This window comes from Rhizobium sp. SVR5-9E, from assembly GCF_056755095.1.
In genome coordinates, this window is sequence record NZ_JBNDHS010000001.1 from 37,853 (window position 1) to 64,057 (window position 26,205).

Annotated in this window: 20 protein-coding genes; 15 read left to right on the forward strand and 5 right to left on the reverse strand. The window is 59.3% G+C overall.

From position 1 onward, the window contains the following. Positions 1 to 8: 8 nt before the first annotated feature. The gene (locus ACPYOJ_RS00215; protein ID WP_481414623.1) at positions 9 to 1,178 is read left to right on the forward strand and encodes an acyltransferase family protein; all 1,170 of its coding nucleotides are present in this window, start codon (positions 9 to 11) and stop codon (positions 1,176 to 1,178) included. 32 nt (positions 1,179 to 1,210) lie between these two features. On the opposite strand, the gene ACPYOJ_RS00220 is transcribed toward ACPYOJ_RS00215, so the two are convergent. Beyond that, positions 1,211 to 1,714: a GNAT family N-acetyltransferase gene (locus tag ACPYOJ_RS00220; RefSeq protein WP_481414431.1), complete on the reverse strand. Its 504-nt coding sequence runs from the start codon at positions 1,712 to 1,714 to the stop codon at positions 1,211 to 1,213. A gap of 117 nt (positions 1,715 to 1,831) precedes the next feature. On the opposite strand from ACPYOJ_RS00220, the gene ACPYOJ_RS00225 reads away from it, so the two are divergent. Beyond that, a complete protein-coding gene (locus ACPYOJ_RS00225; protein WP_481414432.1) occupies positions 1,832 to 2,599 on the forward strand; it encodes an SDR family oxidoreductase in 768 nt (255 codons plus the stop codon). A 319-nt stretch (positions 2,600 to 2,918) separates the two neighbouring features. Further along, the gene (locus ACPYOJ_RS00230; RefSeq protein WP_481414433.1) at positions 2,919 to 3,749 is read left to right on the forward strand and encodes an MBL fold metallo-hydrolase; all 831 of its coding nucleotides are present in this window, start codon (positions 2,919 to 2,921) and stop codon (positions 3,747 to 3,749) included. Positions 3,750 to 3,757: 8 nt separating this feature from the next. On the opposite strand, the gene ACPYOJ_RS00235 is transcribed toward ACPYOJ_RS00230, so the two are convergent. Both ACPYOJ_RS00235 and ACPYOJ_RS00240 read right to left on the reverse strand, forming a co-directional pair. After that, positions 3,758 to 4,522, reverse strand: coding sequence for a polysaccharide deacetylase family protein (locus ACPYOJ_RS00235; protein WP_481414434.1), 765 nt, complete (start codon positions 4,520 to 4,522; stop codon positions 3,758 to 3,760). After that, on the reverse strand, positions 4,519 to 5,607 hold the full coding sequence (locus ACPYOJ_RS00240) for a glycosyltransferase family 4 protein (RefSeq protein WP_481414435.1): 1,089 nt from the start codon (positions 5,605 to 5,607) through the stop codon (positions 4,519 to 4,521). The genes ACPYOJ_RS00235 and ACPYOJ_RS00240 overlap by 4 nt, the downstream gene beginning before the upstream one ends. Positions 5,608 to 5,906: 299 nt before the next feature. On the opposite strand from ACPYOJ_RS00240, the gene ACPYOJ_RS00245 reads away from it, so the two are divergent. Together ACPYOJ_RS00245 and ACPYOJ_RS00250 are read left to right on the forward strand one after the other, a co-directional pair. Then, complete coding sequence (locus ACPYOJ_RS00245; protein ID WP_481414436.1) at positions 5,907 to 7,625, forward strand: adenylate/guanylate cyclase domain-containing protein; 1,719 nt, start codon at positions 5,907 to 5,909, stop codon at positions 7,623 to 7,625. Next, positions 7,625 to 8,503 (forward strand): FkbM family methyltransferase, encoded by an 879-nt coding sequence (locus ACPYOJ_RS00250; RefSeq protein ID WP_481414437.1) that lies wholly within the window; start codon positions 7,625 to 7,627, stop codon positions 8,501 to 8,503. Before ACPYOJ_RS00245 ends, ACPYOJ_RS00250 begins: the two co-directional genes overlap by 1 nt. Here the strand turns inward: ACPYOJ_RS00250 and ACPYOJ_RS00255 are convergent, their stop codons facing one another. Then, complete coding sequence (locus ACPYOJ_RS00255) at positions 8,504 to 8,983, reverse strand: class I SAM-dependent methyltransferase (RefSeq protein WP_481414438.1); 480 nt, start codon at positions 8,981 to 8,983, stop codon at positions 8,504 to 8,506. Positions 8,984 to 9,106: 123 nt separating this feature from the next. On the opposite strand from ACPYOJ_RS00255, the gene ACPYOJ_RS00260 reads away from it, so the two are divergent. Further along, positions 9,107 to 10,282 carry a DUF3095 domain-containing protein gene (locus ACPYOJ_RS00260; protein WP_481414439.1) on the forward strand — a complete coding sequence of 392 codons (1,176 nt, stop codon included), beginning with the start codon at positions 9,107 to 9,109 and terminating at the stop codon, positions 10,280 to 10,282. Here ACPYOJ_RS00260 and ACPYOJ_RS00265 read toward each other — a convergent pair. Further along, on the reverse strand, positions 10,272 to 11,612 hold the full coding sequence (locus ACPYOJ_RS00265) for a nucleotide sugar dehydrogenase (RefSeq protein ID WP_481414440.1): 1,341 nt from the start codon (positions 11,610 to 11,612) through the stop codon (positions 10,272 to 10,274). The two genes, ACPYOJ_RS00260 and ACPYOJ_RS00265, sit on opposite strands and share 11 nt — an antisense overlap. 441 nt (positions 11,613 to 12,053) lie before the next feature. Here ACPYOJ_RS00265 and ACPYOJ_RS00270 point away from each other — a divergent pair, with 441 nt between their 5' ends. The 9 genes from ACPYOJ_RS00270 to ACPYOJ_RS00310 all read left to right on the forward strand — a co-directional run bounded on the left by ACPYOJ_RS00270 (position 12,054) and on the right by ACPYOJ_RS00310 (position 26,110). Further along, entirely contained in the window at positions 12,054 to 13,397 is a 1,344-nt protein-coding gene (locus tag ACPYOJ_RS00270) for an adenylate/guanylate cyclase domain-containing protein (protein WP_481414624.1), read from the forward strand. Positions 13,398 to 13,542: 145 nt separating this feature from the next. Further along, complete coding sequence (locus tag ACPYOJ_RS00275) at positions 13,543 to 15,438, forward strand: ABC transporter ATP-binding protein (protein WP_481414441.1); 1,896 nt, start codon at positions 13,543 to 13,545, stop codon at positions 15,436 to 15,438. Beyond that, positions 15,432 to 17,342, forward strand: a complete 1,911-nt coding sequence (locus ACPYOJ_RS00280; protein ID WP_481414442.1) for an ABC transporter substrate-binding protein — start codon at positions 15,432 to 15,434, stop codon at positions 17,340 to 17,342. The genes ACPYOJ_RS00275 and ACPYOJ_RS00280 overlap by 7 nt, the downstream gene beginning before the upstream one ends. Before the next feature lies 1 nt (position 17,343). After that, positions 17,344 to 18,342, forward strand: a complete 999-nt coding sequence (locus tag ACPYOJ_RS00285) for an ABC transporter permease (RefSeq protein ID WP_168829978.1) — start codon at positions 17,344 to 17,346, stop codon at positions 18,340 to 18,342. Next, on the forward strand, positions 18,342 to 19,514 hold the full coding sequence (locus ACPYOJ_RS00290) for an ABC transporter permease (RefSeq protein ID WP_481414443.1): 1,173 nt from the start codon (positions 18,342 to 18,344) through the stop codon (positions 19,512 to 19,514). Before ACPYOJ_RS00285 ends, ACPYOJ_RS00290 begins: the two co-directional genes overlap by 1 nt. A 92-nt stretch (positions 19,515 to 19,606) precedes the next feature. After that, positions 19,607 to 20,815, forward strand: a complete 1,209-nt coding sequence (locus ACPYOJ_RS00295; RefSeq protein WP_168829976.1) for a glycosyltransferase family protein — start codon at positions 19,607 to 19,609, stop codon at positions 20,813 to 20,815. An 11-nt stretch (positions 20,816 to 20,826) separates the two neighbouring features. Then, positions 20,827 to 22,071: a glycosyltransferase gene (locus ACPYOJ_RS00300; protein ID WP_481414444.1), complete on the forward strand. Its 1,245-nt coding sequence runs from the start codon at positions 20,827 to 20,829 to the stop codon at positions 22,069 to 22,071. After that, positions 22,071 to 23,204 (forward strand): glycosyltransferase family protein, encoded by a 1,134-nt coding sequence (locus tag ACPYOJ_RS00305; protein WP_481414445.1) that lies wholly within the window; start codon positions 22,071 to 22,073, stop codon positions 23,202 to 23,204. Before ACPYOJ_RS00300 ends, ACPYOJ_RS00305 begins: the two co-directional genes overlap by 1 nt. Positions 23,205 to 23,395: 191 nt before the next feature. Further along, entirely contained in the window at positions 23,396 to 26,110 is a 2,715-nt protein-coding gene (locus ACPYOJ_RS00310) for an ABC transporter transmembrane domain-containing protein (RefSeq protein WP_481414446.1), read from the forward strand. Positions 26,111 to 26,205 lie beyond the last annotated feature (95 nt).

The following is a 26,205-nucleotide window of genomic DNA, read 5'->3' on the forward strand; positions in this document are numbered from 1 at the left end:
GTGGAAACATGCAGAAAACATTCGGACACGTCCTGGCGGCGCATAGAGGTCTCGGTCCAGGTTTCGATTTCCTCAGAATTGCTTTGGCTTTTTCAATCGTATTTTCACACTCGTTTTTGCTGACCGGCAACGATGATTTTTTCCGCTCGAGCCCGCTCTGGTTTGCTGAATACGCGCTGGTGCCGATGTTCTTCGCGCTCAGTGGATTTCTGATCGCCGGCAGCGCTCAGCGCCTGAGCCTGAAAAACTTTCTTCTGAACCGCGGATTGCGCATCGTCCCGGCTCTTGCCGTGGATATTGTCGTCTGCGCGTTCATTATCGGCCCGCTGGTAACAACCGTTGCCTTGCACGACTACTTTCTTGGCGCCGATTTCTACAAATACTTCCTCAACATCATGGGCTGGATTCACTACAGCCTGCCAGGCGTGTTCGAAACCAATCCGACCCATCGGGTCAACGGTGCGCTCTGGACGGTTCCCTGGGAAATCTTCTGTTACATGATCATGTCGGCGTTGATGATCACATCGATCATCAAGTCATGGCAGAAGCTGGCATTGCTGACTGTCGGCTTCATTGTTGCCGGCCTCGTCGTCCAGTTCTTCGGGCATCTGCTGCCCTATCGCGTGAACCTGGTTCTCAGCACGCTGTTCGTCAGCCGGGGCGCGCAGCTGGTTTTCGCCTTCCTGCTAGGCATACTGGCCTATCAGCTTCGAGATTTCGTCCCGCACAGCAGATCGTTGTTTGCCGCCAGCCTGGTGATTGCCGTTCTGGCGATGCTGCTGTTGAGCAGCTCTTCCATCGAGAGCGTTCCGAACAGACTGCTGGTGATCCCGGCGCTCGTCTATGTCACCACATTTATCGGCCTGACGCGCATGCCTCTGCCTTCAGTGTTTCACAAGGGGGACTACTCCTATGGCGTCTATCTCTATCACGATCCCTTCCTGCAGATTTTGATCATCCTGGCACCTGGCCTGTTCCTGATCCCCAAAACGGGAGCGATTGCGCTCTATGCCGTCGGCATCTGCGCCGCCATGGGCGTTGCCGTCATTTCCTGGCATATGATCGAGAAGCCCATCCTGGGCGTGAGAAAGAAATTCTCGTTTGTTGCGAAGGCACGCGGCGTCGACGACAATCCGGACGTCAAGATTGGGGCAGTCGAGAGGCCGGCAAAGGCATAGACGGGTAAGGAGCGCCCGCCTTGTGTGGGCGCTCACCCGTTCGTTGCGTCGAAGGCCACATCGTAGGTGACCGTGCCGGAGGGCATGTCGCCATCGAAGCTCAGAGCCTGGAAATACCGCGGCGGAACGCCCGCAAATCGCAGGCGCCCGTCCGCACTGAAGCCGAAGCGACCGTAGTAGCCGGGTTCGCCAACCAGCACGCATCCTTGAGCGCCGAGCTTGCGGATGGCGGCAAGCCCCTCGCGCACCAGCGTGCTGCCAACCCCCTGACCCTGTCTTGCCGGCCTTACTGCAATCGGACCGAGACCATACCAGCCGAAATCCTCGCCATCGATCATCACCGGTGAGAATGCGATGTGGCCGATGATCACGCTCTCCTCTTCGGCGACCAGCGACACGGAGAGCATGCCGTTCCGGCGTAGCGCATCCACGATTGCCGCCTCGGTCTGGCTGCTGTAGGCCATGCCGGCAAAAGCATCGCTCACCAGCGCCCGGATTGCCGGGATATCGGCTTCGGTTTCGTTGCGGATGTGCATGATCGTTTTCCTCGCTCGGGGCCGGAAATAGCAGATTGAAGCGGCTGGCGTCAAAGCCGTGACTTGCATTGATCCGGCAACTCCATTTCAATCGGGTTCAGCAAAGAGGAGCTCCGCTTGTCCTTTCCCCTGTTCGATCTCACCGGCCGCCGCGCGCTCGTGACCGGCTCAAGCCAAGGCATCGGCTATGCGCTGGCGCTCGGCCTTGCCGAACACGGCGCATCCGTTGTCATCAATGGCCGGAATGCCAACAAGGCCTCGGAAGCGGCGGAAACGATCAGAACAAAAGGCTTCCATGCCCTCAGTGCGGCTTTCGATGTTACCGATGCTGCAGCCGCTCGCAGCGGCATTGCCTATATCGAAAGCGAGATCGGCCCGATCGACATCCTCATCAACAATGCCGGCATGCAGTTCCGTGCGCCACTGGAATCCTTTCCGGTTGAAAAGTGGGACGAGCTTTTCAAGACCAATGTCTCGAGCATCTTCTACGTCAGCCAACCGGTGGCGCAGGCGATGATTGCGCGCGGCGCCGGCAAGATCATCAATATAGCCTCCGTGCAGGCGGAGCTCGCCCGGCCCGGCATCGCGCCCTATACGGCGACCAAAGGCGCTGTCAAAAACCTGACGCGCGGCATGGCGACGGATTGGGCAAAGCATGGGTTGCAGGTGAATGCGCTCGCGCCCGGCTATTTCAAGACGCCGCTCAATCAGGCTCTGGTGGACGATGCAAAATTCACATCCTGGCTGGAGAACCGGACGCCCGCAGGTCGCTGGGGCAATGTCGAAGAGCTGGTGGGTGCCGCCGTCTTCCTGTCATCGGACGCCTCGTCCTTCGTCAACGGCCATATGCTGATGGTCGATGGCGGCATCACGGCCAGCCTTTGATCCGCAAGCATCGACCGACGGCCATCTCCGCCGGCGCGCAAGGGACATTAAAACGCGAGGATTTGCATTTTCTGGCCGGAATTGCCACTTAATAGGAATGAAATGTCCGCCACCCTGCAAGACTGCGATACTTCCGTTTACGGAAAGCAAACCATATCCGATTGCGGACCATGCAGGTGCGAGAGCCTTAGGAAAATCTAATCGTTCTCCTCTTAGTCTTGGAAAATACACGGAACAGAGCTCCCCCAATTACGCGCTTCGCATCCGGGTCAAACTATGATTACGATAGAGCCTTGCGGGAGCCCGATTTTGAAGAACCATGAGTAACGATCTTTTCCAGGTAAAATTTTGGGGCGTACGCGGCAGCATCCCGGTTTCGGGTCCCGAATTCGATCACTACGGCGGCAATACCTCCTGCATCGAGATACGCTGCGGCGACCACCGGATGATCTTCGACGCTGGCTCCGGCCTTCGCGAGGCGGGACTCGCCATGATCAATGAAGGCGTCATGGACGTCGACCTGTTCTTTACGCATTGCCACTACGACCACATCATCGGGCTGCCGTTCTTCAAGGCGATCTACTATCCTTCGATCAATGTCGATATCTGGTCCGGCCATCTCGACGGCAAGATGAGCACCAAGGAAATGGTCAATCAGTTCATCAGCCCGCCGTGGTTCCCCGTCAAGACGGATATCTGCCAGGCAACGATGAACTTCCGCGACTTTCACGCGGGTGACGCGCTTTCCCCGCGCGACGGCATCCGGATCAAGACGTACATGCTCAACCACCCCGGTGGCGCCATCGGCTATCGCATCGAGTGGGGCGGCCGCGTCGTGGCATTGGTGTTCGATGTCGAGCACGTTCCGGGCGCTTACGACCCGGTGTGCCTGGAATTGATGAAAGACGCCGATTTCGCGATCTACGATTGCACCTACAACGAAGACGAGATGCAGCGTTTCAAGGGCTTCGGCCACTCGACCTGGCAGCATGGCACTGAACTCGCCAAAATGGCCGGGACGAAGCGTTTTGCTCTCTTCCATCACGCGCCGTCGCGCACTGACGCACAGCTCGGCCAGATGGAAAAGGACGCTCAGGCGGCATTTCCCGGGGCATTCGCTGCTCGCGACAATCAGGTCGTTGAAGTCTAAGACAGGTCCTAAGCCTTCATGAGTTCTGCTGCCGGATGCCACGCGACAGCACTGTGGCGGCTAGTCTCGGCAAGCAGCGCTTCGGTGAATTCCCAGGCCATCGTGTCATGCGCCAGATGATGCGTCAGCAATCCAATCGGCTCGGGGCGTCCTTCGAACCGGTCCTGCAGTTCCGCCACCAGTTCGCTCACAAGTTCCTCATGTGGCCGCCCGATGCGCGGTTTGGTTCGGTCCGCTCCACGTCCCATGACGTCGATATGCGTGTTGAGGACCGGGATTGACGTTTTTCCATCCACACGCCCGAAAGCGGACATGCACTCGAAACCGAGTGCCGGAAGCTTGGGGATGAAGCCTCGATCAATGCGGTTCCACGGCGGCACCAGCATGGGAATGAACCGATCCGGATGCAGGCGCTGCAGTGTCAAGAACCCGTTATAGAGCTCACCCAGCGCCACTTCCGCCAATCGGTGTCCGCCAAGCTCCTGTTTTTTCTCGCCCGGCGGAGCATGGTTCTCATGCGACCATCCATGCACAGCGACGCTGACGCCGCCCGCAGCCGACAGCCGCTCGGCAAGTGCCCCACCGGTCTTTGCCGGAACGACTGCAATCGTCAACGGTGTATCATTGGCGCTGGAAAGGGCGAGCAATCTCTCCAGAGCTGCCGTTGGCTCGATGGCATCGTCATCCCGCCACCAGAACCGAGCCACTTTACCGGCTTCCTGCCAGCGCGCCAGCTCCTCGTGGAGAGGTTGCCATACCGAATTGCCGCTCATGGTCCGACTCCTGCATACACGTTCAATATCCTGCCCAGTTCCCGGGCGGCAATCTCCAGCGATCGTTCCTCCAGCACGAAACGCCGTGCTGCCGCGCCCATCGCCAGCCGCCGCTCTTGATCCTGCAACAACCCGGCAATCGCTGCTGCAAAGCGTTCGGTATCTCCCTCAGCGGTCAAGAGGCCGGTAACGCCGTCTTCGATCACCGCCGGGACTCCTCCGGTCCGCTGCGCCACGACCGGCAGGCCGGCGGCCTGCGCTTCCAGATAGGCAAGACCGTAGGCTTCGCCACAGCCGGGCCACACATAAACGCCCGATGTCCCGAGGAGGCCTGGGACGTCGGCCGGGCTCCGCTCTCCCAGCCAGTCGATGCGGCCGGGTGCGAAATCCGAAAACAGCATCTCGACCTGCGCCCGCATCGGCCCGTCGCCGATAATGGCAAGCGTCCAAGGCTTGTCTTCGATCAGCCGCAACGAGCGGGCAAGCATTGCATAGCTGTCCATCTTGTCGCCGGGCCGCATCATAGCGACTGTCACGAGACGTTGGGAATCCGGCTGCAGCAGGACATTTCCGAAAGGCGCCGTGTCGATGAAGGGCTTGATCGAAGTAAACCGAGCTTCAGGGACAGCCTGCTCGACGCCGGCCCTGTCCCGTTCGGTCAGCGCGATGTTGACTGCTGCCTGCCGTATTGCCGCAACGACCGATGCCTGCGACGCCGCCCAGCCGGTGGCATTGCGTTTCGGGGAATAGGACGTTTCGGCCGTGACATAGGAGATGCCGAATTCCGCAGCCAGAATGGGACCGAAGGGATCCGGCGATTTATAGTAGGGATGATAACAGAACCAGAGATGCGGCCTTGGCTCTTGACGCCATTTGTCTTTCAATCGCGAAAGCTCCGCCTGCCGCTCGCCCTCAAGGGCCATAGCTGCCTCGGGCGTCGGCGCGAAGTTTCGGAAGTCGGATACGATCTCGACAGAATGACCGGAGAGTTCCAGCGCTCTTAAAAGCAGCCGTCCCATAAGGCGGTCGCCCGAGGGGATGGGATGATTGGGAGATTTCAGCGGCGCGTAAAATGCAATCCGCATCAGCGCGCTCCTTCCTGAACGCACTGTATCTGACCGGCCATCCAGCCTATTGCGAAAATTTCCCCTATTGTAGGCTCCTTAAAAGTTACTGATAAACATATAGAATGTGATCATGGATGGTGAAGGCGGCATTCCGCTTTTATCCAAACATCTCTAGAGTATGACGCCGAAAACTGTGAAGCCGTTTTCAGCTGATCGTGCTCCGGCGTTTCGATTGAGAGCGGATCTGGTTTAGGTCGAGTCGATCTAGGATCATCCGGGTTCGGCATCCAAGATTCGAACGTTCAGAACGGGAATGAATGGCGAGCATCGCAGACACAAGGTTTTTTTCGGAGCGCGACATCCGGCGCGCCCGGCTGGGCTCAGGCCTCGTCCTGTTCACTTTCGTGGCCCTCCATCTGTCGAACCACGCGCTCGGCCTCGTTTCCATTGACGCAGCCGATGATGGCCGTCGGCTGTTTCTCGCGATCTGGCGCAATCCGCTGGGCACGCTGATCTTCTACGGCGCCGTTTTCGTTCACATCTCACTCGTGCTTCGCTCGCTTTACATGCGCCGGAGCCTGGTCATGCCAGTCGGGGAGATGGCCCAGATCGTGCTCGGCCTCGCGATCCCGCTGCTCCTGATCGATCATGTCGTCGGAACGCGGATTGTTCACGAACTCTATAGATACATCGACAACTATGAGACGATCGTACGCCTCCTCTGGATCACCTCGTTTGGAACCGGCATCCGGCAGGCGGTTACCCTGGTTGTCGTCTGGGCCCACGGCTGTATCGGTCTGCGTTTCTGGCTGCGTTACCGGGCGTGGTACCCAGGGTTTGCGCCGCTGCTTTTGGCGTTCGCCATTCTCCTGCCGGTACTTGCGCTGCTTGGTTTCATCGAGATGGGCCGCACCATCGCCGAGCCGGACTACGAAGGACTGGTCGATACCGGCCGCTACCAGGAAAACCTGAACAGCCGCTACCAAACCGATCCGGAAGCGCTGCAGCAGATCGCCTTGATCCGGGCCGGGCTCTACGGCAGCTTTTCGCTGGCATTGCTTTCCGTCGTCGCAGCACGTGCGCGCCGCAAGTGGAAAGAGCGCACCGATCAGATCGCCGTGCATTATCCGGGAGGCGAGATAATCAAGGTGCCGCGCGGCTTCACCGTTCTGGAGGCAAGCCGCCTCGGCGGGCTGCCGCACTATTCCGCCTGCGGAGGCAAAGGGCAGTGCTCCACCTGCCGGGTACAGATTCTCGGCAATTACCAACGCCTGCCGCCGCCTGGCGAGTTGGAGCAGAGAACGCTCAAGCGCATCAACGCGGCGCCAGATGTGCGACTGGCCTGTCAGCTTCGGCCGGACCACGACGTCACGGTCGCACCGCTGCTGATCCCAGCGACGGAAACCGCCCTTCCCGCCAATGCGCAGGAGACAAGCCCCGGCCGGGAGCGGGAAATCGCCGTGCTCTTCTGCGATATCCGTAATTTCACGACACTGACGGAAACCCGGCTACCCTTCGACATTGTTTTTCTGCTCAACCGATACTTCGCTGTTGCCGGCAAGGCGGTGGAACAGGCCGGCGGGCGGATCGACAAATTCATCGGCGACGGCGCCATGGCGCTTTTCGGCATCAACACTTCGCCGGAGAATGCCTGCCGGCAGGCGCTGTCGGCCGCGGCAACGATTTCGTCCGAAATCGAAAAGCTGGGCGCCGAGTTCGCAGAGGAGCTGACGATCCCCCTTCAGATTGCAATCGGCATCCATTTCGGCCCAGCGGTCGTCGGGACCATGGGCTATGGCAGGGTGAGAAACCTTACCGCCGTAGGCGACACGGTAAACGTCGCGAGCCGCCTGGAGGGTGCTGCAAAGGAATTCGGCGCGGCGATCGTCATTTCCGAACCGGTCGCAGAACTTTCCGGCGCTGATATGAGCGGCATCGAAAGCCGCGAGATCAGCGTCCGTGGCCGCGCACTGCCCTTGAAAGTCTACGTGATCGGCAAGGAAAAAGCGGGCGAACCGCTCGAAGGAAAAGCCTGATGTCCGGTTTTGGATGGCGCTCAAGGAAATTCTGGCAAAAGCGCCTGCGCAAGATGCGCAATGTCATGGCAAGCCGCTTCTTCAATACCCGCTTCGGCCGCCGCCTGCTGATCGAGAATATCGGCCAGCGCGTTGTTTCCATGACCGTCGATGCCGGTGACCATCTGATGACCTTCTCGCCGTCGGATTATGTCGGCCGCAAGGTCTTCCGCAAGGGTCACTTCGAGCGCGAGAACGTCGACCGGCTGCTGGCGGTGCTTCGCGAACGGGGCTTGCTGCGGAAGGAAGGCACCCTGCTCGAACTCGGCGCCAATATCGGCACGCAAACTGTTTATTTCGCGCTGAGCGACACCTATTCGCACATCATCAGCGTCGAGCCGGATCCTCGCAATTTTCCGCTGCTGGAGATGAACATCCATCAGAACCGGCTCGAGAAGAAAGTAACGCTCGTCAATTGCGCCGCCGGCGAGATTGCAGGCGAGATCGACTTCTTCCTCAACGCGAACAATCACGGAAAGAGCAGCGCCATTCGCCAGAGTCTGTCGGATACGAAGATCAGCGTACCGGTCAGGCCGGTGGCCGATATTCTCAGTGACGCCGGCCTGGACCAAAGCGATGTCGCCCTCGTCTGGATGGATATCGAAGGCTATGAGCCTGTCGCGTGCCGCTCGATGGTGCCGCTGATGACGCGGCGCGTGCCGCTTTACATGGAGTTCACGCCTCTCTTCTATGGGCCTGAACAGACGCGCGAGTTCATAGAATCGCTTTCCGGCTTCTACGAGGATTGCATCGTTTTCTTCGAAGACGGCGAACAGGACATGAAGGTTCGCGACCTGCCGCGCGATATCGATCAATATGACGTGCTCTTTTTGCCCTGATCACGTGCGCCGGTAGAGAAAGTATCGTCCTTCCTTGATCCCCGTCGGCAGCGATAGCGGTTCCAACCCGCGCCAGTCGAGTGGCAGGCCGCTGACAGCGATGCCGTCCCTTGCTAGAACGCCGGCCACCAGCTGCGGCAACCAGGTCAGGGTCACCGCATCGATCTCATCGTGACCGGTCCCAATATCGGCATGGGCAAGTGCCGCACCGATGCCGACAAACGCCTGGCCGCTTACTCGGATATCGCCTGTCACCATGTCTTCCGCTGGCGGAGTCGAGGCGGAGTAGGAGCGCACTTCGCGGTCGAAGGCGATGATGCGACGATTCGGGAATAGCTCGCGCAAATGATCGTAGGTGCGGCCGTTCCCCAGACCGAATTCCAGAACCGGACCTTCCGTATCCTTCACCAGATCGCCGATGGCGTTGAGGATGTCGCGCTGAGCCGTCAAACGGCGGATGAAGCTGTCGAGGCGGCTCATCTATGTCCTTGTCTGTCATTCTTTTTTGCAATCCGGTGCTATCACATGAAACTGCGCGAAGTCGATCACCGTAGATCAAAATGCCGTTGCTGCGGCGATGTGGGTCTGTGATAAGGTCGAATCATGAGTGGCGTTTCAGATCGAGAATTCTTCGCGACCGTCCCGGTCTTCACCGATTTCGAGGGCGTGGCCGATACCGGTAACTATCGGCCGCTGCCGGATGGCTGGATTCTGGCGCTTGCCGATATCGTCGGCTCGACACAGGCGATTGAAGGGGGCCGCTACAAGGACGTCAACATGGCGGGTGCCTCCGTCATCTCCGCCGTGCTGAATGCGGTTGGCAAAGGTGATTATCCTTTCGTCTTCGGCGGTGACGGAGCGCTCATTGCGCTTCCGGGATCACTGGAAAAGGTGGCGCGCGAGGCGCTTGCGGCTGTCCAAGTCTGGGTCGCAGAGGATCTGGGCTTTACGCTGCGCACAGCTGTCGTGCCGCTTGCGGATATTCGCCGCGAAGGTCACGATGTGCTGATCGCCCGATATGCCGCAAGCCCTTACGTCACCTACGCGATGTTCTCGGGAGGCGGCAACAGCTGGGCTGAACGGCAGATGAAGGCCGGCAATTACACCGTTGCGCCCGCAGCGCCGGGCACCCGCCCGGACCTCGCCGGCCTCTCCTGCCGCTGGAGTCCGATCGAATCGCGTCATGGAGAGATTGTTTCGATCATTGCCGTCCCCGGCACAGCCGGCCCAGGCGCGGCGTTTCAGCAACTGGTGACGGCAATCGTCGCGATCTCTGGGGAGCAGGGTCGCAACGGCCATCCGATACCGCCCGAAGGTCCGAAGCTGTCTTTCTCGATGAGAGGCATCGATCGTGAAGCAAAAGTGAAGGCGCCAAAGGGAAAACGCCTCATGATGAAGCTCTTCATCATGCTGCAGCTCGGCCTGCTGGTCGTGCTCTACAAGCTTGGCCTGCCGTTCGGCAAGTTCGACGCCCACCGCTACAAGAAGGACCTTGCCGGAAACTCGGATTTCCGCAAATTCGACGACGGGCTGAAAATGACCATCGATGTCGATGCCGCGCGGCTGAAACGGATCGAAAATCTGCTCGAAGAAGCGCAGGCCGAGGGCATTGCCCGGTATGGCTTGCACCGCCAGCAATCGGCACTCATGACCTGTTTCGTGCCGACGCCTCTCTCACGCGACCATATGCATTTCATCGATGGCGCAAGCGGCGGTTATGCGGTTGCCGCCAGCAAGATCACAGGCAAGACGCTGTCAGCGATAGATGTCACGCCTTGACGACGTGATCCCCCGACAGGCCGAGCCGGTTGAAGACGTTGCGGGTATCGACAATCAGCGGCGCGTTCCGGGCAAGCATGGCATAGTCGATCTGGTCGTGATCGGTTGCGACCAGCACCGCATCGTAATCCGCTACAGCTTCCGGTGACAGTGCCACGGATGTCCTGCCTTTCAGCGCCTGATGTTCGCGGGTAGGCGGAATTTCGCTGACGAACGGGTCGTGATATTCCGCTTTGCCGCCGCGCTCCTCGATGATCTCGATCAGCCGCAGCGAGGGGCTCTCGCGGATATCCGCGACGTTCTTTTTGTAGGCAAGGCCGAGAACCAGAATTTTGCTGCGGCTGAGCGCTTTCCCTGACCGGACATCCAGCGCTTCGGCGAGTTTGCCGACGACATAGCGCGGCATCGCGGAGTTGATCTCACCCGCAAGTTCGATAAAGCGCGTCGGCAACTCGTATTCGCGCGATTTCCACGTCAGATAGAACGGATCGATCGGAATGCAGTGGCCGCCGAGGCCGGGACCCGGATAGAAGGGCATGTAGCCGAAAGGCTTGGTCTTGGCCGCATCGATCACCTCCCAGACGTCGATGCCCATCGCCGCATAGACGGTCTTCAATTCGTTGACGAGCGCGATATTGACCGAGCGGAATATGTTTTCGGTGAGCTTCACGGCCTCGGCCGTCGCGTTGGAAGAGACAGGTACAATGGTTTTCACCACCGCACCATAGAACGCCTTCATCAGCTCCAGCGCGTGTGCGCCGTCTCCGGCGACGATCTTCGGAATGGTTGCCGTATGATAGTGCTGGTTGCCCGGATCCTCGCGCTCCGGCGAAAAGCCGACAAAGAAATCAACGCCGGATTTCAGCCCCGTCGTTTCAAGAATCACCTTCACGACATCGTCGGTGGTGCCGGGATAGGTCGTCGATTCGAGTACGACAAGCTGTCCGGGGCGGAGATGGTCGGCGATCGAACGCGAGGTCGCCTCGACGTAAGAAAGATCCGGATCGCGATGCTTCGTGAGCGGCGTCGGCACGCAAATGACGATCACGTCACAGGCCTTGAGGCCCGCGAAGTCGGTCGTCGCAGAAAAGCGGCCGGCCTCCGCCTCCGCGGTCAACGCCTCCGTCGTGACCGCGTCGATATACGATCTGCGAGCGTCCAGGGCGACGATCTTGTTCGGATCGATATCGAAGCCACTGACAGCAAAGCCGCTCCTTGCAATTGCGATGGCCAGCGGCAGGCCGACATAGCCAAGTCCGATGACGCCAGCGCGGGCGGAGCGGCTTTCGAGTTTTGCGGAAAGCACAGAGAAGGAGGATGGGCTGGCCAAGGCAGATCTCGTGAAAGGAGGAAAGCTAGCCTGTGAGATAATGCAAGATCAAAGGGATTGAAACCCGCCGCCTCGTCCTGACGCCGATGTGAGTGAGGAGTGATCGGCAGGCCTGAGGGGCGCCGCATTCGGCAAGCACCGTCGCCAGTGTGACCGAAAGGACTCGCAACCCATTTGAGTGATCGCGCAGGAGGATAATTTATGTGAATGCCATTGTTTCGCGTTCGCAGCACGCCTATCTGAACAGGATAAGTGAATTGCAGAAAGGATAGCCCGTCCGCGGATTTTTGCGGGTTGGGTGTGTCTGCCGGGCTCCTCGGCAGATCGTTGACAAATAATTCCGCTCGTCCATCCTGAATTTCCGCCTGCGCACCGACGGTGCCGCGGGTCGGGTACTTTATCGTTTCAGGAGCGGACGTGCTTGATGAGATAATACCAGGCATGAGCACGATCGATTCCAGCGTGTCCTCGATTCTTCTGGACCGCGTCGCCGAATGGCTGACCAACTCTTCCCTCGCAGGTGATGATCTCGAAAACATCGTTCGCGGTTTCTGTGAGCGGATTGCGGCTGCCGGCCTGCCGATCGCGCGCGTGCACCTGACTTTTTCGATGCTGCATCCGCTCTATGATGCCCTGGGTTTCACCTGGCGGCGTGGCAGCGGCGTCACGATCGAAGGTTATCGCCATTCCGTGGGTGCAAAGCCGGACCGCTTTCTCCAGAGCCCCTATTACTATTTGCTCGACAACAACCTCCAGCACATCCGCCGTCGCATCTCGCACGATGGCCCGGCCGAATTCCCGATCTTCGAGGACCTGCGCGCCGAGAAGATGACCGACTACCTTGCTTTCGTACAGCCCTTCGGTGACGGCTCCGTACAGGGCATGATGGGCTCATGGTCGACGGACAATCATTCCGGTTTCTCTGACGACATGGTCGATGCGCTGCTTCGCATGCAAAATCATCTGGCGGTTGCCGCCAAGATGGCCGTGCTCGGAAAGCTCGCCAACAACATGCTGACGACCTATCTCGGTGGCGACGCAGGCAAGCGCGTGCTGAACGGCCAGATTCGCCGCGGCGATGGAGAAACGATCCGCGCCGCTTTGGTGATGGGTGACATGCGTCAATCCACTGTCTATGCCGAAAAGGAAGGCCGCCAGGCCTATATCGATACCCTGAACGAATTCTTCGACGCGATTGCGGCGCCGTTCAATCGCAACGGCGGCGAGATCCTGAGCTTCCTGGGCGATGGCTTTCTCGCCGTATATCCCTGTGGCCGCCATAAGGACCCGTCGAAGATTGCTTCGCAGGCAGCCCTTTCGGCCGTCTACCAGGCACAGGCCCGGGTTGCCAAACTCAACAACGACCGGGCTGAGAAGGGTCTCGGCGCGGTCCGTTACGGGATCGGCCTGCATATCGGCAATGTGATGTTCGGCAATGTCGGGCTTAAGGACCGGCTGACATTCTCGGCCTTCGGTTCGGCCGTCAACGAAGTCCAGCGCCTACAGTCGCTGACGAAGAAGTACAATCGCGAAGTCGTGGCCAGCCAGGCTTTTGCCGGCTATTGCGGCGGCGAATGGACGACGCTCGGCGAAGAGAAGCTGCGCGGCATCCGTCAGAAGGTGACGATCCTTCAGCCCCGTGCACCCGCCCCGGCGCTCTCCATTGAAGGCAGTTTCCGCGAGGCCGCTCAGAACCTTCTTTCCGAAGCCGAACAGGTCATCCTGCTTCATCGCGATGCGAAAAAGCAGGCGAACTCGCCGACAGTCGAAAAATTCGTCCAGTAAGGCCGAGCAAAAAGGCCCTTGTTTGCTGGTGGAACTCAGGTAACCAAGCCCAGTCTCTGATCTGTGTCATCAACTGGACACCCCGTTTGCGGTACGATAGTGTGCCTTAACGGGAACACAAAAGAGACTGGGGTATATCATTGGTATGGCGTCTACTTCCGACCTGTTGCGTATCGAGAATCTAGACGTCTCGTTCTCGGTGTTCGGGGACAAGCTACGCGTTGTAAGAAATGCCGAACTACGCATTCTCCCAGGAAAAGTAACCGCCCTTGTTGGAGAGTCCGGCTCCGGCAAATCGGTGATCAGCCAGTCGATCATGGGTATCCTGCCGAACGCAGCGCAGGCGACAGGCAGCATCCTTTTTAACGATCCGCTGAACGGCGAGACCACCGACATTCTTCAGTTCGGCCGCGACAGCGAGGAAATGCGCGATTTGCGCGGCAAGCGCATGGCGACCATCTTCCAGGAGCCGATGACGTCGCTCTCGCCGCTCCACACGGTCGGCAACCAGATCAGCGAGGTGCTGCTGATCCATACGGATATCGACAAGAAGGAGGCGCGCGCTAGAACCGAAGAGATGCTCGGCCTCGTCGGATTTGCCAATCCGAAGCGCACCTATGACATGTATCCGTTCGAGCTTTCAGGTGGCATGCGCCAGCGCGCGATGATCGCCATGGCGCTGATTTGCAAGCCGGCACTCCTGATCGCCGACGAGCCGACAACTGCGCTCGACGTGACAATCCAGGCGCAAATTCTCGAGCTGCTGCGCGACCTTCAGCACAAGCTCGGCATGGCAATGCTGCTCATTACCCACGACCTCGGCGTGGTTGCCAATATGGCGGATGAGGTGGTCGTGATCTATCACGGTGAAATCATGGAAGCTGGCCCGGTGAATGCGATTTTCCGCAACCCGCAGCACCCCTACCTCAAGGGCTTGATGGCCGCCGTGCCGCATTTCGACATGAAGCCGGGCGAACGGTTGAAGGCCGTGCGCGACGTACCGGTCAATCTGGAATCGCTCATCGGCAAAAAGCAAACGGTCGATACGAACGCGCCGAAGGTGCTGCTTTCGGTCAATAATCTGTCCAAGACCTACAAGACGCGCAACCGCGGCCTTTTCGGCAGGGGGGAAGCCGCAGTCGTGCGCGCCGTGGACGATGTCACCTTCGATATCCGGCGCGGCGAATGTCTCGGGCTGGTTGGCGAATCCGGCTGCGGCAAGACCACCGTCAGCAAGATCCTGATGCGCGCCATTACGCCCGACACCGGCTCGGTGGTCTTCAATGACGGAAACGAAGTGATCGACGTGCTTTCCGTCAAGGGCGATGACCTGCAGGAATTGCGCACCAAGATCCAGATGGTGTTCCAGGATCCGGTCTCATCGCTGTCGCCGCGCATGACGGTGCGCAATATCCTGAGTGAGCCACTGGAAATCCACGACCGCGGCGACAGTTCCGAGCGCAAGCACAAGGTCGAGGCGCTGATGGGCGCGATCGGCCTCGACCGGCGATACCTGAACCGCTACCCCCACAGTTTCTCGGGCGGGCAGCGCCAGCGCATCGGTATCGCGCGCGCCCTTGCGCTCAATCCCAAACTCATCATTCTCGATGAGCCGGTTTCGGCGCTCGATGTTTCCGTGCAGGCGCAGATTCTCAATCTGCTGAAGGACTTGCAGAAGGAGCTCGGCCTTACCTACCTGTTTATCTCGCACAACCTTGCGGTCGTCGATTACATGGCTGATCGTATCGCCGTGATGTGCAAAGGGCGCATTGTCGAGATCGCGCCGCGTGAGGTCATTTTGCGTGATCCGGTGCATCCCTATACGAAGTCTCTGCTTGCCGCGGTCCCCTTCCCCGATCTGGATCGTCCGCTCGATTTCGAAGAGCTGCGCAAGAGTGGTGCGGCCGACAAGCAGAATTGGGGCGTGACCTTCACCGCCGAACATGACGACGCATCCGAGCTCGACTACGCCGATCTCGGCAACGGCCATCTCGTGCGGGCGCGAAAGGGTGCCGACGCGAAGGAACTGCGCGCATGGTAACCCGCCGAACATTTCTGGGCGGCCTCATCGGCTCGGCCATCGGACCCTCTCTCGCAAACGCTGTCGGCGAACGCGATATCGAACCAGAATTCCTGAGCGACCTGCTGAGAGCAGATCGTATTCCGCTGATGGCCGATCGGCTGCCGAAACACCCCCGCATCGTCAACATGAAGGAGGCCGGGCTGACGCCAGGCGTCTATGGCGGATCCGTGCGCACGATCATCGGCAGCGCCCGCGACATCCGCTACATGACGGTCTATGGCTACTCGCGCCTTGTCGGCTACGACAAGCACCTGCGTTTCCAGCCGGATATCCTGGGCGGCTACACCTCGGAAAACGACAGCGTCTTCACCTTTCACCTTCGCAAAGGCCACAAGTGGTCCGACGGTCATCCGTTTACAGCCGATGATTTCCGCTACTGGTGGGAAGACGTCATCCTGAACAAGTTTCTGACGCCTGGCGGCGGCGCACTGGAGCTACGACCTCACGGCGAGCTGCCCCGTTTCGAGGTGCTGGACGAACTCGTTGTCCGCTACAGCTGGGATATACCCAATCCGAATTTCCTGCCGTCGCTCGCCGGGCCGCTGCCGCTCGTGATCTTCGGCCCGGCGCATTACCTCAAGCAGTTCCATCAGAAATATCAGGATGACTTCCGGCTTTCAGCCTTGATGCGGGAAAACCGGGTGAAGAAGTGGGCCGACCTGCACATCAAGATGTCGCGAGCCTCGCGCCCGGAAAACCCTGAACTGCCGACGCTTGATCCCTGGCGCAACACGACGGCCCCGCCGGCCGATCAGTTTGTCTTCGTGCGCAACCCGTTCTTCCATCGCGTCGATGAGAACGGCATGCAATTGCCTTATATCGATCGCTTCATCCTGAATGTCAGTTCGTCCTCGATCATCGCGGCGAAGGCCGGCGCTGGCGAGTCCGACCTGCAGGCGACCGGCATCGATTTCAACGACTACACCTTCCTGAAGGAAGCCGAGAAGCGTTTTCCGGTAAAGGTCAACCTCTGGAAGCAGGCGCGCGGTTCGCGTCTGGCGCTCTACCCGAACCTCAATTGCGCAGATGAGACCTGGCGCAACCTCTTCCGCGACGTACGTTTCCGCCGGGCACTCTCGCTTGGCGTCGACCGGCACGAGATCAACATGGTCGCCTTTTATGGCCTCGGGAGGCCTAGCGCCGATACCGTTCTGCCGGATAGCCCGCTATTCAAGCAGGAATATGCCGATGCCTTTGTGCAGTTCGATCCCGATCAGGCGAACAAGCTGCTCGACGAACTCGGTCTCGCAAACCGCGACAGCGACGACATACGCCTGCTGCCGGACGGGCGGCGGGCGGAAATCACTGTCGAGACCGCAGGCGAAAGCACGCTCGATACCGATGTGCTCGAGCTCGTGCGCGATCACTGGAAGAATATCGGGCTGGCGCTTTTCACGCGAACCTCCCAACGCGAAGTTTTCCAGAGCCGCGCCATGAGTGGCACGACCACGATGTCGATATGGTTCGGAATCGAAAATGGCGTACCCACGGCCGACATGGCGCCAAGCCAGCTGGCCCCGACTATGGACGACCAACTACAATGGCCGATCTGGGGCATGCACTTTCTTTCCGCCGGCCAGGAAGGCAGTCCGCCCGACCTACCCGAGGCCGCTGAGCTGGTCGACCTCCTCAACCAGTGGGGCTCCACGTCCAACTTCCACGAGCGCGAAGAGATCTGGCACAAGATGCTGTCGATCTACACTCAGCAGGTGTTCTCGATCGGTCTTATCAACGGCGCACTGCAGCCCATCCTGCGTTCGGCGAAGATGCAGAACGTGCCGGAGAGCGCGCTCTACGGCTTCGATCCGACCTCCTATCTCGGAATCTACATGCCGGATACGTTCTGGCTGAAGGAGGCGTGAGGTGCTGAGATATATCCTCTGGCGGATTGCCGCCATGGTGCCGACGCTGATCGTGATTTCAGCGCTCGTTTTCACGATTATCGAACTTCCGCCTGGCGATTTCTTCGAGAGCCAGATCGCCGAACTGAGGGCGCAGGGCGAGACTGCGAACCTGCAGGAAATCGAAGAGCTCCGAAAGCAATACGGTTTCGACAAGCCCGAGATCGTTCGTTACCTTTATTGGGTCGGCGGCATGCTACAGGGGGATTTTGGCTATTCGTTCGAATACCAGCTGCCTGTTTCCGAAGTCGTCGGCGAGCGCCTGTGGCTGACGATCCTCGTTTCCTTCTCGACGATCCTGGTCACCTGGCTGATCGCCTTCCCGATCGGGATCTATTCCGCTACACATCAATATAGCTGGGGCGACTACGGGCTCACTTTCCTCGGCCTGCTTGGAATTGCCATTCCGAACTTCATGCTGGCATTGATCCTGATGTATTTCGCCAACGTCTGGTTCGGGGTCTCGATCGGCCATCTGATGGATCAGAGATATCTCAATGAGCCCATGAGTTGGGAAAAGGCGCGATCTATCCTCTCGCATCTCTGGATTCCCGTCATCATTGTCGGCACGGCGGGAACGGCAGGCATGATCCGCCGCCTGCGCGCCAATCTGCTGGACGAGATGCAGAAGCAATATGTGACGACGGCGCGCGCCAAAGGTCTTCATCCTACCCGCGCCCTCATCAAATATCCGCTGCGCATGGCACTCAACTTCTTCGTCGCCGACATCGGTTCGATCCTGCCGTCGATCATCTCCGGCGCCGAGATCGTCGCCATCGTGCTGTCGCTCGAAACGACCGGCCCGATGCTCATCAAAGCGCTCCAGAGCCAGGACATGTATCTTGCCGGTTCCTTCCTGATGTTCCTTGCCTTTCTCAACGTCATCGGTGTGCTTATATCGGATATCGCACTGGGCTTCCTTGATCCGCGCATCCGTCTGCAGGGCAGGAGCACCAAATAATGTCCTCTTTGCCGCCGCCTGGCGCTCCATTGCCGCACTACGTTTCGACCGCGCCTTTCGACCCGATCGCTACGGAGACCATGACGGCAGCAAATTCGCGTATTCACCTTGCTTCCCAGAAGCAGCTGATGTGGTGGAAGTTCAAGCAGCACCGATTGGCGCTGGCGTCCGGCATCTTCCTGGTGGCCGTCTATCTGATGATCCTGGTCGTGGAATTCCTTGCGCCCTACGGTCTGCACACGCGCAATGTGGACTACATCCACTCCCCGCCCCAGCGGGTGCACTTCTTCGACAAGGGCCAGTTCGTCGGTCCGTTCGTCTATGGCCGCACGATGCAGCTCGATCTCGACACGCTGCGGCGAATCTATACCGACAACCCGAACGATGTTCAACCGATCCGCTTTTTCTGCCGCGGTGACCCATACAAGTTCTGGGGCATCATCCCGTCCAATCTCCACCTCGTCTGCCCGGCAGAAGGCGGCCAGATGTTCCTGCTCGGTACCGATCGGCTTGGACGCGACGTGCTTTCCCGCATTCTTTACGGCGCGCGGATTTCGCTGACGATCGGCCTGATCGGCATCACGATCAGCTTCGTACTCGGCATCGTCATCGGCGGTCTTGCGGGTTATTGGGGCGGCATTTTCGACCTTGTCGTCCAGCGCCTGATCGAAGTTCTACAGTCGCTGCCGAGCCTGCCACTCTGGATGGCGCTTGCGGCCATCATGCCGGTGACGTGGAGCCCGATCGTCATCTATTTCGGCATCACCGTCATTCTCGGTATCATCGACTGGACCGGACTTGCGCGTGCGGTGCGCTCGAAGCTCCTGGCATTGCGTGAAGAAGACTACGTGCAGGCCGCCCAGTTGATGGGCGCGAGCACCCCCCGCATTATCGGGCGGCACCTGGTTCCCGGCTTCATGTCGCATCTGATTGCCTCTGCGACAATCTCGATCCCGGGCATGATCCTTGGTGAAACCGCGCTGTCATTCCTCGGTCTCGGTCTTCGTCCTCCGATCACGAGCTGGGGCGTCCTGCTTACCGAGGCCAAGAGCGTCAGCGTCATCGCTTTTTATCCATGGCTGCTTTTTCCGATCATACCGGTCGTCCTCGTGATTTTAGCCTTCAACTTTCTGGGAGACGGATTGCGCGATGCGGCTGATCCCTACAAATAGTAGAACGCCCGGCGGAGACATCGCGCTCCGTTGCTTTTCAACCTCCGGTAAACGGAGGGGCTAAGATGTCGTTCACTCCAAAGGAAATATCCATGGCCAGACGCGTGGAAGATGCTCGGATCCTGATGTACAGCCACGACACGTTTGGGCTCGGCCACCTGCGCCGCTGCCGAACAATCGCCCATGCGCTGGTCGAGGATTATCGCGGGCTAAACGTGCTGATCATCTCCGGCGCGACCATCGCCGGCGCCTTCGATTACCGGGCTCGCGTCGATTTCGTGAAGATCCCGAGCGTGATCAAGCTGCACAACGGTGAATACACATCGATGGCGAGCCATATAGACCTGCACGAAACGCTGAAGATGCGGGAATCGAGCATCCGCCATACGGCCGAGACCTTTCAGCCGGACATCTTCATCGTCGACAAGGAGCCGATGGGCCTCAAGGGCGAAGTCGAGGATACGCTTGCCTATCTCAAGGCCCAGGGTACCACGCTGGTCCTCGGCCTCCGCGAAATCATGGACGCGCCGCACCTGCTCGATGCCGAGTGGAAGAGAAACGGCATCATGAAAAAGATCGAACAATACTATGACAGCGTCTGGGTTTACGGGCCGCCGGATTTTTACGATCCCTTGATCGGTCTCGACGTCCCGCAAAGTCTGCGCCGGAAGATGGATTTCGTCGGCTTTCTCCAGCGGAGCGTCTCGAAGGACAAGAAGTCGATCAACGCCCGTAAGGATGATTATATCCTCATCACCACAGGCGGCGGCGGAGATGGTTCCGATCTCGTTCACGACGTGATGAACGCCTACGAGCATGATGCGACGTTGGAGCAAAAAGCGCTGGTCGTCCTCGGACCTTACATGCCGTCAGCCGAACGGGCGAAACTTGTCGAGAAGGGCGAGAAGATTCCCTATATCGAGGTGATCGAGTTCGACAACCACATGGAAGAGCTCATCGCGGGTGCCACGGGCGTCGTCGCCATGGGCGGCTACAATACCTATTGCGAAATCCTCTCCTTCGACAAACCTGCCCTCATCGTGCCGCGGGTCAAGCCTCGCGAGGAGCAGTTGCTGCGTGCCCAGCGTGCCAGCGAACTCGGTCTTGTCGACATGCTACTTCCTGACCAATCGGCTGATCCTGCCGTCATGGCGGAGGCGCTGAAGCGTCTGCGGGAACGACAACCACCATCGAAGGGTGGATGCGATATGCAACTCGAGGGGCTGAACCATATTTCGCAAACTGTCGGGCACTGGCTCGACAATCGACGCAATCGTCTCGCCCTTGTCGGCGCAGAATAAAGAACAAACCCTTGCCAGAACGCCGGAAGATCCTTGTCGTGCTGAAAGGCTATCCACGCCTTTCGGAGACCTTCATTGCACAGGAGCTGCTTGGGCTCGAGAAAGCAGGCTTCGATCTGACGCTGATTTCAATGAGGCGTCCGACCGACAAGAAGCGCCATCCGGTGCATGACGAAATCAAGGCACGTATCGTCTACCTGCCGGAATACTTGCACGAGGAGCCGCTCCGCGTGCTGAAAGGGCTTTTTTCCGGCTTCGGAAGGCCGGGTTTTATAGCGCTGTTGAAACGCTTCCTGATGGATCTGCCGCGTGACATGTCGCGCAACCGCTTCCGCCGCCTTGGTCAGGCGCTCGTCCTGGCGCGTGAATGGCCGGACAACGGGCAGTGGCTGCACGCACATTTCATCCACACGCCCGCATCTGTCACTGAATATGCAAGCATTCTGACCGGCGTGCCCTGGACCGTCTCGGCACATGCCAAGGACATTTGGACTTCGCCCGACTGGGATCTGAGCGTGAAGCTCGACAGCGCGCGCTGGGCCGTCACATGCACCAGGACCGGTTACGAGCATATGCGCGAGCTGAGCAGCCGCCCGGATACAGTGCATCTTAGCTATCACGGACTCGATCTTGCCCGGTTCGCCCCTTTCGAAGGGCTGCGCTCAAAGCGGGATGGCACCGACCCTGCCGACCCCGTTTTTCTCTTGAGTGTCGGCCGTGCGGTCGAAAAGAAGGGCTACGACGTCCTGCTGCGCGCCCTCGCCTTGCTTCCTAAATCCCTGCAATGGCGCCTCGAGCACATCGGCGGCGGCGAGGAGCTTGCGAAACTCAAGGCGCTCGCTTCGGAACTTGGCCTCGCTGGCAAGATCACCTGGAAAGGCGCGCTGGCCCAGGAGGATGTGCTCGACCACTACCGCCGCGCCGATGTCTTCGCACTTGCCTGCCGCATTGCGGCCAACGGTGATCGCGACGGCCTGCCGAACGTCCTCGTCGAGGCATCGAGCCAGCGTCTGGTGTGTATTTCCACCGAGGTGTCAGGCGTTCCGGAACTTCTGACGAATGGCGAGGACGGTTTTACCGTTCCACCGGAGGACCCCCGGGCACTGGCCGACGCGCTTGAAACAGCGATCTGTGATCCTGCGCTCCGAAGCCGCCTCGGCGACGCAGCTGAAAAACGCGTGCGCGAGCGTTTCGACTATCAGTCGAGCATAAAGCAGCTGGCCTACCTCTTTGAAGACGAATGGCAGAAGTCCTGATGACGGCAAAGAACATTTTCTTTTATGTTCAACACCTGCTCGGCATCGGCCATATCGCCCGTGCAAGCCGCATCGCCAGCGCTCTGGCAAGGGACGGCTTCGACGTGACCGTCGTCACCGGGGGCTTGCCTGTTCCGGGTTTTCCGGGCGAAGGGGTGAAAACCCTGGCGCTGCCGCCTGTCGTCGCAAGCAATGCCGGCTTCTCAGGCCTGGCGGACGCCGAGGGCAATGTAGCCGGCGAAGAGTTTCTTTCAGCGCGTCGCGATCTGCTGCTTGCTGCTTTTGAAAAGGCAAGGCCGGATGCTGTCATCGTTGAGGCCTTCCCATTCGGCAGGCGCCAGATGCGCTTCGAACTGCTGCCTTTGCTCGATTTAATCGAAAGGAGCAATCCACGGCCGAAGCTCTTCAGTTCCGTACGCGACATCCTGCAGGAAAACCGCAAGCCAGGGCGCGACGCAGAAACCGCCGGGCTTGTGAAGCGGCACTTCGATGCCGTGCTCGTTCATGGTGATCCCGATTTCGTGCGGCTTGAAGACACCTTTCCGCTGGCGGCCGAGATCGCCGACAAGGTACGCTACACCGGCCTGGTTACGCCGCCGCCGGCCGCCGAGCCGAGCGAGACCTTTGATATTATTGCCTCTGCCGGCGGCGGAGCCGTTGGCCTCGAGCTGATCCGCGCAGCGCGCGATGCGGCCGCAATGCTTCCCGGAGGCCACCGCTGGCTGCTCGTCACCGGGCCCAATCTGCCGGAATCCGACTTCGTTTCATTGGGCCGGGAAGCCCCTGCCAACGTAACGCTTGCGCGCTTCCGAAAGGATTTCCCCTCGCTCTTGCGTGGCGCGAAAGTCTCGATTTCACAGGCGGGCTACAATACGGTCGGCGATCTCCTGCGAACGGATTGCCGCGCGATCCTCATCCCCTTTGTTGCCGGCGGCGAGACGGAACAGACCGTGCGGGCCGAGCGCCTGCTGGCGATGGGCCTTGCTGCCATCCTCCCGGAACAGGGATTGACCGCCGAGCGGGTGGCTGCGGCGGTCACGGAGGCGCTTTCGGCGCCAGCGAGAAAGGAAGCGGAACTCGATCTGACCGGCGCCGAGACAACCGCTTCGATCATTCGCTCGATGCTCGGTTGAATTGCTCGCCTATTACGAAAGTCCTATGATATAAGTGAGCTCTGGGGAGAATCGGCATTCAACAGTAATCCGCTTCGCCTTGATTTCATTTCGACATCGGGGGCCGGTTGCATGAATCTGTTTTCTGCATCTCCTCTTCCGAACGGCCCTACTCTCGGCCTCACTCCTTCCCAACTGGCTGACGGTTAGCAATGGAAAAAAGCCTCGCCCGCTACATCTGGTCGAACACGCGGCTGCAACAACTTTGGATCCTGGCTGTCGTTGCCGTTTCGATGATCCCCTACTTCTTGTCCTTCGATCTGCCGAAACAGATCGTCAACGGACCGATTCAAGGTGATGGCTTCGACAACGCAAACGCGACGCAGACCTTCATGCATATTGCCTATGACATCCCGCTGATCGGGCATGTCGAATTCTTCGAGGGTATCCAGCTCAACCGGCTGCAGATGTTGATGGCGCTCAGCCTGGTCTTCCTGGCGCTCGTGGTTCTGAACGGTCTCTTCAAATTCTATATCAACACTTACAAGGGCCGGCTGGGCGAACGGATGCTGCGGCGTATCCGATTCGAGTTGATCGACAGGGTTCTTAGATTTCCGCCCGCTCATTTCAAGCGCGTGAAATCCGCTGAAGTTGCCACGATGATCAAGGATGAGGTGGAGCCGATGGGCGGCTTCACGGGCGATGCTTTCGTCGCGCCTGCCCTTCTCGGCGGCCAGGCGCTGACGGCACTCGCGTTCATCATTGTCCAGAATTTCTGGCTGGGCATGATCGCGGCAGGGATCGTTGGCGTTCAGGCGGTCATCATTCCCCGGATGAGGAAGCGCCTGCTCGAGCTCGGCCGCCAGCGCCAGCTCACCGCCCGAGAGCTTTCCGGCCGCGTCGGCGAAATTGTCGATGGCATAGGTACGATTCACTCCAACGATACCTCGAACCTTGAACGAGCGGACATCGCCTCCCGCCTCGGCCTGATCTTCTCGATCCGCTACGATCTTTATCAGTGGAAGTTCCTGGTGAAGTTCCTGAACAACTTCCTCGCTCAGGTGACGCCCTTCCTCTTTTACGCGATCGGCGGCTATCTGGCGCTGCAGGGACGCCTCGATATCGGCCAGCTCGTCGCCGTCATCAGCGCCTATAAGGATCTTCCGGGACCACTGAAGGAACTGATCGACTGGGACCAGATGCGCCAGGACGTTCAGGTGAAATACCAGCAGGTTTATGAGCAGTTCAATGTCGAACCGCTTATCGAGAGCCGTATCCAGGAAATCCCGACGGACACGATCGTTCCGCTGACGGCGGCGCTCATCGTCAGCAATCTTGCCATCAGCGACGATAGCGGCGCGCGCCTGGTCGATCACGTCTCGGCCGAGATCAAGCCGAACGAGACGGTAGCGGTCGTCGGCCCGAATGGCAGCGGCGCGGAAGCCTTTGCAGACGCGCTTGGCCGCATCGTCTGGCCGGACGCCGGCCGGATCACCATCGACGGTCGCGACCTGCTGGAGCTGCCGGAGTCGATTACGGGCCGACGGATTTCCTATGCCTCTGCCGATACGTATTTCTTCCACGGCACGCTGCGCGACAATCTTGTCTACGGTCTAAAGCATGCGCCGCTGACCGACCCCGGATACGAGGACCAGGCCGCGCAGGAATTCAAATGGCATGCGGCCGAGGCGCTCAAGGCAGGCAACCCGGTGCTCGATCTCAATAGCGACTGGGTGGACTATAGCGCGGCCGGGGCAACCGGGCCGGAAGACCTGCTCAAGGCGATCCGTCCGGTGCTCGATGCCGTCCTGATCTCGCAGGACATCCTGGACCTTGCACTCCGCTCGACGGTCAACACCGCCGCCCATGTGGCGCTGGCCGACCGCATCGTCGATCTGCGTCGGTCGTTGCGAGAACGCATGAAAGAGGAGAGCCTCGACAACATCGTCGTGCCCTTTGACTTCGACAGCTATAATTCCCAGGCGACAGTCGGCGAGAACCTGCTTTTCGGCACGATGAAGCGGCCGATGATGACGAATCGCAGACTTGCAGCACACCCCTATTTCCAGCAGCTTTTCCGCGAAACCGGGCTCAGCAACGACCTCTATGCGATGGGTCTGGAGATCGCCGAGAACGCCGTCGAACTCTTCCACGATCTGCCGCCGGATCACCCCTTCTTCCAGCAGCTGACCTTCATGACGGCGGATGATATTCCGACCTATCAGGCATTGCTGCAAAAATTGCAGAGCCGCAGGTTCGAGGATGCGACCGCGGACGAGCGCTCGATGATTATCCGGCTGAGCTTTGCCTATATCGAGCCGCGCCACCGCTTCGGCTTGCTGACCGATGAGCTGATGGCAAAGATCGTGGGCGCCCGCAAACAGTTTCACGAGCATATTCCGGCCGATCTCGCTGCACTCATCGAGCGCTATGATCCCGAACGCTTCACGTCGTCAGCGTCGCTGATGGACAATGTGCTGTTCGGCCGCATTGCCTATCAGCAGGCAGACGCCTCCGACCGCATCCGCACCATCATGGCTGATCTCTTCGATGCGCTCGATCTTTTTGACGACGTGCTTTCGATCGGCCTTGAATTCGACGTCGGCTCCGGCGGTAAGCGATTGACGATGGTCCAGCGCCAGAAGCTCAACCTTGCCCGTGCTCTCCTGAAACGTTCGGACTACTTCATCTTCAACCGGCCGCTTCCAGCGCTCGATCAGCGTTTGCAGGACCAGATCATTCGCAATGTCATCCAGGACTTGCACGAGGAGGGCAAGCGCCCAGCGATCGTCTGGGTGCTTTCGAATGCAAGACTTGCGGAAATCTTCGACCGGATTTTTCTATTCGATCGTGGTGACCTGGTGGAGGCCGGAATCTATCCGGAACTTTCCGAGAAAAACGGTATGTTCAAGGAACTGTTATCGTAATATTCTAATGGGGCGGCATAGAACGGCATTCTTGCGAGGGAATGTCCGTAGAGTTTTTGAAAGCGCATTCTCCTACGGCAGGAGAAGCGGTAAGG